11 protein-coding genes and 1 tRNA gene are annotated in these 9320 nt (G+C 69.9%); 2 read left to right on the top strand and 10 right to left on the bottom strand.

Annotated features, from left to right (window positions below; translation table 11 throughout):
- Window positions 1-582: 582 nt before the first annotated feature.
- Window positions 583-909, bottom strand: a complete 327-nt coding sequence (locus LK06_RS35360; RefSeq protein ID WP_039657447.1) for a hypothetical protein — start codon at window positions 907-909, stop codon at window positions 583-585.
- A 380-nt stretch (window positions 910-1289) separates the two neighbouring features.
- Window positions 1290-1363, bottom strand: a tRNA-Pro gene (locus LK06_RS28870).
- Window positions 1364-1490: 127 nt separating this feature from the next.
- Here LK06_RS28870 and LK06_RS28865 point away from each other — a divergent pair.
- Window positions 1491-2198, top strand: coding sequence for a thiamine pyrophosphate-dependent enzyme (locus LK06_RS28865; RefSeq protein WP_039657449.1), 708 nt, complete (start codon window positions 1491-1493; stop codon window positions 2196-2198).
- Window positions 2199-2417: 219 nt separating this feature from the next.
- Window positions 2418-3338, top strand: coding sequence for a transketolase family protein (locus LK06_RS28860; protein ID WP_039657451.1), 921 nt, complete (start codon window positions 2418-2420; stop codon window positions 3336-3338).
- Between the two features lie 73 nt (window positions 3339-3411).
- Here LK06_RS28860 and LK06_RS28855 read toward each other — a convergent pair whose 3' ends face one another.
- From LK06_RS28855 to LK06_RS28820, 8 genes are all read right to left on the bottom strand, one after another.
- Window positions 3412-3771, bottom strand: a complete 360-nt coding sequence (locus LK06_RS28855; RefSeq protein WP_039657452.1) for an MmcQ/YjbR family DNA-binding protein — start codon at window positions 3769-3771, stop codon at window positions 3412-3414.
- 118 nt (window positions 3772-3889) lie between these two features.
- Window positions 3890-4792: a LysR family transcriptional regulator gene (locus tag LK06_RS28850; protein ID WP_039657454.1), complete on the bottom strand. Its 903-nt coding sequence runs from the start codon at window positions 4790-4792 to the stop codon at window positions 3890-3892.
- A gap of 29 nt (window positions 4793-4821) precedes the next feature.
- On the bottom strand, window positions 4822-6015 hold the full coding sequence (locus tag LK06_RS28845) for a glycine C-acetyltransferase (RefSeq protein ID WP_043432467.1): 1194 nt from the start codon (window positions 6013-6015) through the stop codon (window positions 4822-4824).
- 35 nt (window positions 6016-6050) lie between these two features.
- On the bottom strand, window positions 6051-7079 hold the full coding sequence (gene tdh, locus LK06_RS28840; protein WP_039657458.1) for an L-threonine 3-dehydrogenase: 1029 nt from the start codon (window positions 7077-7079) through the stop codon (window positions 6051-6053).
- Window positions 7080-7261: 182 nt separating this feature from the next.
- The gene (locus tag LK06_RS28835; protein WP_039657460.1) at window positions 7262-7837 is read right to left on the bottom strand and encodes a GAF domain-containing protein; all 576 of its coding nucleotides are present in this window, start codon (window positions 7835-7837) and stop codon (window positions 7262-7264) included.
- Window positions 7838-7898: 61 nt separating this feature from the next.
- Window positions 7899-8498 (bottom strand): GTP-binding protein, encoded by a 600-nt coding sequence (locus LK06_RS28830; RefSeq protein WP_039657462.1) that lies wholly within the window; start codon window positions 8496-8498, stop codon window positions 7899-7901.
- Complete coding sequence (locus LK06_RS28825) at window positions 8476-8847, bottom strand: DUF742 domain-containing protein (RefSeq protein ID WP_039657464.1); 372 nt, start codon at window positions 8845-8847, stop codon at window positions 8476-8478. Before LK06_RS28825 ends, LK06_RS28830 begins: the two co-directional genes overlap by 23 nt.
- A 2-nt stretch (window positions 8848-8849) precedes the next feature.
- A complete protein-coding gene (locus tag LK06_RS28820) occupies window positions 8850-9284 on the bottom strand; it encodes a roadblock/LC7 domain-containing protein (protein WP_039657466.1) in 435 nt (144 codons plus the stop codon).
- Window positions 9285-9320 lie beyond the last annotated feature (36 nt).

Below are 9320 nucleotides of genomic sequence, written 5' to 3'. Positions count from 1 at the left end.
TGCGGGACGCTCTGTACGCCAACTCAGCCTGTTGGCAAGCCATTTCGAGGAGCAGGGACGACAGGAGGGCGCTTTGGGTTCCCCTGAAAAGAGAGACGGCCATCACATCTCCCTCCTTTTTCATAAGGAGACTTTGAATGCCCCTCAAGCAGTGTTTATGGAATGGGCCCAGGTCCGCAGTCCGCCCGTGCGGGACGACGGGTGGCGGGCCCCGGCATCACGGCCCGAGTGGCTTCGATGGCCGGTCCGCCAGGGTGCGCAGCCGCAGGCCTGACCGTTCGGGCACGGCGAACCCGCGGGGCGGCGAGCAGGGGGCCCAGAGCTCGACGGTTGTGCGGCCGACGGCGGAAGGTCCCGCCTCGGGCATCACAGCCAGCCGGTCATGCGCCAGCCCGGTGCGAGGGCGAACCGAGGTCACGGACAACCGGTCTGTGAAGACTGGATCCTAGTGCCGCAACAGGCCTCGGCCGGCCTTGGGCGAGTACCCCGCCACGCACAGCGTCCGGCCCTGTGGGCCGGGAAACTACCAGCGCACTGCGGTGAAGTCGACGGGCCGGGGCCGCAGTTCCCGGCCGCGTGCCGTCAGCCCTTGCAGCCGCCGGGCCATGTCACCGCAGGGAAGGCGCATTCGGTCACCGTGGTCTGGCAGCAGCCGCTCAAAGCGCAGAAGGACAAGGCCGGCGCCAGGGCCTTCTGCAGCTCGGTCCCCGTCAGCAGTCCGGCGTTGGGATCAACCGGTTCGGCGGCGCGGGACGGGCTGCTGCCAGATCCTGCCGATTCGGCGGATCGACCGATCTGACGGGGCAGACCGGGTCCGGCGGATCCGAATCCGACGGAGCAGGCGGCAAGGGCCAGCGGGAGAACCGCGGCGACGAGCGCCTTGGCGGCGGCACGGGACGGGAGGCGCATCGAAGTCCTTCGGGAGTCACGGAGTCGAGCAGTGCGCTTGCGATCGTTGCTTGGCACGCAGAGGGGCATGTCCGGAACCTGTCGCAGGGCGAGTGCGGCCAGTCGATCAGCCGACCGCGGCCCACCCTCTGGGTTTTCCTGGCGCTCGACCACTGCACTGCCATGCTGAAATCAATCCAAAAGGGACAACCGGTGGGTGACCTGCCTCGATGACAAGACCACGCACCTGGCGGGAAGTCAGCTCCCAGTAAGGGGTCGGCCGCGGGCCGAACGGACTCTAGCGCCGGTCAAGTACGCAGGTCCCCGGCTGGTTTCCACAAACGACCAAGGGCCGGTTTCAGAATCCTCTGAAACCGGCCCTGAAATGCGACTCTCACGAGTCGGGACGACAGGATTTGAACCTGCGACCCCTTGACCCCCAGTCAAGTGCGCTACCAAGCTGCGCCACGTCCCGTCTGGCCCCGTCTGACCTGGGCTTTCCCCGGCCGAACGGACAGGGAAACCATACCGCACTCGGTCGTTGGCCGTGCGCACCTTTCCCGCTTGACCTCAAGTTTGGTTGAGGTTGCACGATCGTCGGCATGACGATCACCTCGGACAACAGCCGTACGTACGGCTATGAGGACCTGCCCCGGTTGATGGGGCTGATGACCGGCGACGAGAAGCACGGTCCGGCGGCCACGTCCACGCTCGACGTGTTGTGGGTGCTGTACGACCGGGTGCTCCGGGTCACGCCGGAGCGGAGACAGGACCCCAGCCGGGACCGTTTCCTGCTGAGCAAGGGGCACGGGCCGATGGCGTACTACGCGGTGCTGGCCGCGAAGGGGTTTGTGCCGGTCGAGTGGCTGCCCGGTTTCGGCTCGTACGACTCCCCTCTCGGGCACCACCCGGACCGCGTTCGGGTACCGGGGGCCGAGATCGGCAGCGGGTCGCTCGGGCACGGGCTCCCGATCGCCGTGGGAAGTGCGCTGGGACTGCGCGCACAGGGACTGCACGATCCGGCGATCTGGGTGCTGATCGGGGACGCCGAACTGGACGAGGGAAGCAACCACGAGGCCATCGCCTTCGCCGGACCCGCCGGCCTGGAGCGCCTGCACACCGTCGTGGTCGACAACTCCTCCGCCAGCCATGCGCTGCCCGGTGGGATCGCCGCCCGGTTCGAGGCAGCGGGCTGGTCCGCGGTGACCGTCGACGGACGCGACCAGGAGGCCCTGTACGCCGCGTGCACCGCACCCCATCCGGGCCGGCCGCACGTGGTCGTGGCCCGGGTCGAGCCGAAGAGCACCTGACGCCCCGTACCGCCCTCCCGTGTCCCCCGCTGTCTCCAGCCCCCGCCGTCCCATGCCTCCAGCCTCCCGTGCCTCCAGGCTCTCTTGCCCCTCTCAGCCCTCCCGTCCCTCCTATCCCTCCCATCCCTGTGCGCCTCTACCGCCTCGCGGTCCTGCGCTCACGGGTCTTCCTCTCCCCCCGACGTCCTTTCCGCCGCCATCCTCGAAAGGGACCCTCCGATGGACACCATGCGTGACCGTTTCGCCCCCGTCGTCTCCCAACTGCTGGACGAGAATCCGCGACTCGCGGTCGTGCTCGCCGAGATCGGCAAGGACGGCTTCCGTGAGGCCATGCGCCGACACTCCGACCGGGTGCTGAACGTCGGGATCCGCGAACAGCTCCTCATCGGGGCGGCTGCGGGGCTGGCGCTCACCGGACTGCGGCCGGTCGTTCACACCTTCGCCTCGTTCCTCGTGGAGCGACCGTTCGAACAGGTCAAGCTGGATCTGGGGCACCAAGGCGCCGGAGCGGTACTGGTGAGCGCGGCCGCCTCCTTCGACTGGCCGGCCGGCGGCTTCACGCACATGGCCCCCGGTGACGTGGCGCTTCTCGACACCCTGGACGGCTGGACGGTGCATGTGCCCGGGCATCCCGACGAGGCCGAGACACTGCTGCGGCACGCGGTCGCCGCGGGCGACGACAAGGTGTACGTGCGGCTCTCCGTCCAGGCCAATCAGCAGGGCCGAATGACCGACGGTGCCCACTTCGTGACGGTCCGCACGGGCCGCCGCGGTGTGGTGGCCGCCGTCGGGCCGGTGCTGGACGCGGTCCTCGCCGCCACGGAGGGGCTGGACGTGACCGTGCTGTACGCGACGACCGTACGGCCCTTCGACGCGGCCGGGCTACGGCGGGCCACCGCAATGGCGGGCACCGACGTCGTACTCGTGGAGCCGTACCTCGCTGGGACGTCGGCGACGGCCGTGAGCACGGCGCTGTCCGACGTGCCGCACCGGGTGCTGGGCCTCGGCGTCAGCCGACGGGAACTGCGGCGGTACGGGACGATCGAGGAGCACCAGGCTGCGCACGGGCTCGACGCGCGGAGCCTGCGTGAGCGGATCGGCGGGTTCGTGGGAACGGACCGGGTCCCAGTGCGGGTGTGACGGGGCGTCCGGACCGACGCGCCCGGGCCATCGCCCGCACCGGCACGAGGTTGCCCACCGCCGGGCGGCGGTCTCACCGCCCTGGCGGCAATCCCAGTTCGGGGTGGGCGTCCAGGAGCCGAGGCGGAGCGGCCTGCCGCCAGGAGTCGGCCAGGATGTCCCGCAGTTCGTCCTCGTCCTCCAGTGCCGCGAGTCTCGCTCTCACCCAGGCGAACTGAGCCTCGTGGCCGGCGATCCAGAACTTCTCCGGCTCTGCCAGCGCCAGTTCGTCGCGTTCGTCCTTGGGACAGCGCACGGCGATGGAGGTCTCGTCCTCGGGCAGAGTCGCGAACATCTTCCCGGCCACCCGGAACGTGGGCATGCTCCAGGCGGTCTTCTCGGTGGTGCCCGGCAGGGACAGGGCAATACGGCGTACGTCGTCAGCATCCGGCATACCACGCACCGTAGCTGCCGGCACTGACAGTCACCCGGCCGGAGCGACCGGGCACCGGCGGTTCCGGGTCGTGGGCCGCAACTCGTCCCCGCGGCTCACCGCACGGCCGGGGACAGCCTCACGTCCGCGCCGCCTCGCCCAACGCCTGCAGCACCGGGTGGATCAGCGGGTGCTCCTCCGCCCCCCGGCGTACGGCGGCGAAAACGCGGCGGGTCGGGGCCACGCCGTCGACGGGGCGGACCACCACGCCCCTGAGGTCCATGCCGCGCAGGGCGGACCGCGGGACCAGAGCCACGCCCGCGTCGGCCGAGGCGAGGGCGACGACGGCACGGAAGTCGTCGGAGGAATGCTCCAGGCGGGGTTGGAAACCGGCGCTCTCGCAGGCGAGGACTACCACGTCGTGGCAGGGGTTGCCGGGGTACGGACTGATCCACGGGTCCTTGGCCAGTTCGGCGAGGGGGACCTCGGCGGTGTCCGCGAGGCGGTGACCGACCGGGACGACGGCGTCGAACGGCTCGGCGTAGAGGGGGACGTGGGTGAGCCGGGGGTCGTCGGCGGAGGGGGCGCCCCGGTACTCAACGGCGACCGCCACATCGACCTGTCGGTCCAGGACCATGGGCAGGCTGGCGTCCCCTTCGGCGTCCTGGACACGGATGTGGATCCCGGGCGCGGTACCAGCGAGCCGGACCAGCGCCGGGGCCACGACCTGGGCGATTCCGGTTGCGAACGCCGCCACGGTGACCTCGCCCGCCTCGCCCGAGCCGTAAGCCGCCAGCTCGGCCTCGGCCCGCTCCAACTGGGCGAGGACCGCGTTGGTGTGGCTGAGCAGGATCTCACCGGCAGGGGTGAGCCGTACGCCCCTGGCACTGCGTTCGACCAGGCGGTGACCGGTCTCCTGCTCCAGGGCCGTCAACTGCTGGGAAACCGCCGAGGGGGTGAGGTAGAGGGCGGCGGCTGCCGCGGTCACGGTGCGGTGGTCGGCCACCGCACGGAGGATGTGGAGCCGCCGTGCCTCGATCATGCAGTCAATTATCCCAGGCTGTCCGCTGGTCAGGTCGCCAGCTGTGTCCGGGCCGCGACGAAGGCGTCGACCGCGCGGTTGACGTCGTCCGTGGAGTGCGCGGCGGACAGCTGAACGCGGATGCGGGCCTGCCCCTGTGGGACCACAGGGTAGGAGAAACCGATCACGTACACACCGCGTTCCAGGAGCAGCTCGGCCATCCGGGCCGCCTTGGCCGCGTCGCCGATCATCACGGGGGCGATGGGGTGGTCGCCAGGGAGGATGTCGAAGCCCTTCTCGGTCATGCGGCGGCGGAACAGGGCGGTGTTCTCGGCGAGCCGGACGCGCAAGTCGTCGGCCGACTCCAGCAGGTCGAGGACCTTCAGGGAGGCAGCGGCGATCACCGGGGCCAGGGTGTTGGAGAACAGATAGGGGCGGGAGCGCTGGCGCAGCAGGGCGACGATCTCCGCACGGGCCGCCACATACCCACCCGAGGCGCCGCCGAGGGCCTTGCCGAGGGTGCCCGTGACGATGTCGACACGGTCCATGACCCCGTGCAGTTCGGGGGTGCCGCGGCCGGTGGGACCGGTGAAGCCGACGGCGTGCGAGTCGTCGACCATCACCATGGCGTCGTAGCGGTCGGCGAGGTCACAGATCTCAGCGAGCGGGGCGACGTAGCCGTCCATGGAGAAGACGCCGTCGGTGACGATCAGGCGGCGGCGAGCGTCCTGCGCTTCCTTGAGCCTGGCCTCCAGCTCCGCGAGGTCGCGGTTCGCGTAGCGGAAGCGGCGGGCCTTGGACAGGCGGATGCCGTCGATGATGGAGGCGTGGTTGAGAGCGTCGGAGATCACCGCGTCCTGCTCGCCGAGCAGGGTCTCGAAGACACCGCCGTTGGCGTCGAAGCAGGAGGAGTAGAGGATCGTGTCCTCCTGGCCGAGGAACGCCGACAGCCGGGCCTCCAGCTCCTTGTGCACCTCCTGGGTGCCGCAAATGAAGCGGACGGAGGCCATGCCGTAGCCCCACCGGTCCAGGGCCTGGTGGGCGGCGGCGATCACCTCGGGGTGGTCGGCGAGGCCGAGGTAGTTGTTGGCGCAGAAGTTGAGGACCTGGCCGGGGCGGCCGCCGGCGCTGACGTTGACGGTCGCGGACTGCGGGGTGTCGATGACTCGCTCGGGCTTGTGCAGGCCTGCCGTGCGGATCTCGTCGAGGGTGGCGCGCAGGTCGTCACGGACGGTGTCGAACATGAAGGAGCTCCTGAAGGTGCTGGCGGATGAGGGGGTCACGCGGTCCAGTCGAGGATGATCTTGCCGCCGGTGCCGGCAGCGGCGTCGGCGAAGGCCGCCTCGAAGTCGCGGTAGCCGTACCTGCCGGTAATCACGGGGGCGAGGTCGAGACCCCCCTCCAGCAGCACCGACATCGCGTACCAGGTCTCGAACATCTCTCGGCCGTAGATGCCCTTGATGGTGATCATCGAGGTGACGATCCGCGCCCAGTCGACCGGGAACTCCTGCGCCGGCAGGCCGAGCATGGCAATTCGGCCGCCGTGCGTCATGTTGGCGATCATGTCCCGCATGGCCTCGGGACGGCCGGACATCTCCAGGCCGATGTCGAAGCCCTCGCGCAGCCCCAGCTCCCGCTGTCCGTCGGCGATGGTGGACTCGGCGACGTTCAGGGCGAGGCTCACACCGATCTTGCGGGCCAACTCCAGGCGTTCCTCGCTGACGTCCGTGATGGCGACGTTGCGGGCGCCCGCGTGCCGGGCCACGGCGGCGGCCATCAGGCCGATCGGTCCGGCGCCGGTGACCAGGACGTCCTCGCCGACCAGCGGGAAGGACAGCGCGGTGTGCACGGCGTTGCCGAACGGGTCGAAGATCGCGGCGATGTCGAGGTCGACGGGGACGCGGTGCACCCAGACGTTGCTCGCGGGCAAGGCGACGTACTCGGCGAAGGCGCCGTCACGGCCGACACCGAGGCCGACGGTGGCCCGGCACAGGTGCCGGCGGCCGGCCAGGCAGTTGCGGCACTTGCCGCACACGAGGTGGCCCTCACCGCTGACCCGGTCGCCTACGCGGATGTCGGTCACGTCCGGTCCGACCTCCACGACCTGCCCGACGAACTCGTGGCCGACGACGAGCGGGGTGCTGATCGCTTGCTGGGCCCAACCGTCCCAGGCCCGGATGTGCAGGTCGGTTCCGCAGATACCGGTTCGCATGACCTTGATCAGCACGTCGCCGGGCCCGATGGCCGGCTCCGGGACATCCATCAACCAGAGCCCCGGCTCTGCCTTCTCCTTGACCAGCGCCTTCAACGCTACGACTCCTGTGGGTGAGGTCCCGGCCGCAGGCACACCGAACACGCCCGCGCCAGGTCAGAGGGGTGGAATCACCCTGCAATCTGCCGTATGGGCGGGCCGGGGTCCATCGAGCTTTTCTTAACCGGCGTCTCAGCTTTCCTTCACGCCTCCCGTGTCGAAACGGCAGGCGCCCGGTGTCACGGGGGCAGACCGTCCGCCGCGCTCCGTTCGAGGCGCACGACGAGGTCGGCCGCGAGCGCCTTGATGGTCTCCAGACCTGTCCTGCCCCAGGCGCGCGGTGCGGTGTCGGCGGCGCACACGGTACCGAGTGCCATACCCGAACTGTCGATGAGCGGGGCACCGAGGTACGAGTGCATGCCGTACTCGTCGACCACTGGGTTACCCGCGAACCGCGGGTAGTCGCGGACATCCTCCAAGACCAGAGCCTTGCGGCGGACCACCACATGGGGGCAGAAACCATGGTCGCGTGGCAGGACCCGGCCCAGCACCGGTCTGCTGCCGTCCTCCCGCAGCACCGGCACCACGGCCGGGGCACTCAGCCCGGCGAAGAACTGGTGGTCCTCGCCGATGAAGTTCACCATGGCATAGGGCGCGCTGGTGAGCTGGGCGAGGTCGCCGGCGAAGACGTCGAGCGTGGGAGCGGGCCGGTCCACCAGACCGAGTCGGCGCAGTCGGTGGAGGCGAGCGGGGGCTTCTCTGTCCTCAGGGGTGAGCAGCAGACCCCGGACTGGTCGAGGCGGCTCGTAGCTCATGGCCGGGCTCCGTCGCTGTGGGCGTACCTCATATTTGGGCTCCGTGGGCGGTAGGGCGGGATCACATATGCGCGCCATGGCTGGGTGCGGTCGCCGGGGCGTGGGCCAGGAGGTGGCGTACGAGGGTGAGCAGGGTCTGGACGCCGGAGCTGGAGATCCGGGCGTCGCAGCGGACCACGGGGACCTCCGGGCTCAGGTCGATGGCGGCCCGTACCTCCTCGGGGTCATAGCGGTAGGCGCCGTCGAACTCGTTGACGGCGACGATGAAGGCGAGACCGCGCTCCTCGAAGAAGTCCACGGCGGCGAAGCAGTCCTGCAGCCGGCGGGTGTCGGCGAGGATCACCGCGCCGAGTGCTCCCTCGGACAGTTCGTCCCACATGAACCAGAACCGCTCCTGCCCCGGTGTGCCGAACAGGTACAGCACGTGCTCCGGATCGAGGGTGATCCGGCCGAAGTCCATGGCCACCGTCGTCTCGGCCTTGTTCTCGATGCCTTCGAGGCTGTCCGTCGCGGCACTGACCGTGGTGAGCAACTCCTCCGTGCTGAGCGGGGCGATCTCACTGACCGCTCCCACGAAGGTCGTCTTGCCGACCCCGAACCCACCCGCCACCAGGATCTTGAGCGCAGTGGGGAACGGGTCAGAGCTGTCGTCGTAGTCCATCGAGCACTGCCTCCAGCAGAGACCGGTCAGTGGGTGTGTGGTGGAAGACGGGCGGCTTGGTGGTCAGCGCACCGCAGTCGACTAGGTCCGAAAGCAGCACCTTGGTGACCGCCACGGGCAGTTTCAGCTGGGCGGCGATCTCGGCGACCGAGACGGGACCACGGCACAGGTCCAATGCCTGCGCGTGCTCCGGTCCGAGGTAGCCGAGCGGGGTCACGCCGGTGGCCATGACCTGCGACATCAGGTCGAGAGCGATGCTCGGCTCGGTACGGCCGTTGCTGACCGTGAACGGCCGTACCAGCCGTCCGGCCGCATCGTCCAGCCAGGGCCCGTCACCGGCTGCGGCCACGCTCAAAGCCTCGTCGCCGTGGGTTCGACGGCATGCTGCCGGGGCGCGGTCACGAGATAGGGGCGGACGCTCTTGACCAGCATGGCCATCTCGTAGCCGAGCACGGCCGCGTCGGCCTCGCGGGCCGCGAGCACGGCGAGGCAGGTGCCGGAGCCAGCGGTGGTGACGAACAGCAGGGTCGCGTCGAGTTCGACGACGACCTGACGGACGTCCCCGCCGTCGCCGAACCGGACGCCCGCGCTGCGGCCCAGTGAATACAGGCCGGAGGCGAGGGCTGCCATGTGGTCGGCGCTGTCGGGGTCGAGGCCGTGCACGGACTTCACCAGTCCGTCGCAGGACAGGAGCACCGCGCTGGTGGTGTGCGGTACGCGCTGCACGAGGCCGCTCAACAGCCAGTCGAGGTCGGATGCATGGGCGGTCGGCGCGTCGCTCGCCATGGAAGATCGACTCCTTGGGGTACGAAGGTCTGCGGG

This window comes from Streptomyces pluripotens (assembly GCF_000802245.2).
GTDB lineage: Bacteria > Actinomycetota > Actinomycetes > Streptomycetales > Streptomycetaceae > Streptomyces > Streptomyces pluripotens.
The sequence above is the reverse complement of the archived record's forward strand: the minus strand, read 5'-3'. Positions and strand labels throughout refer to the sequence as shown.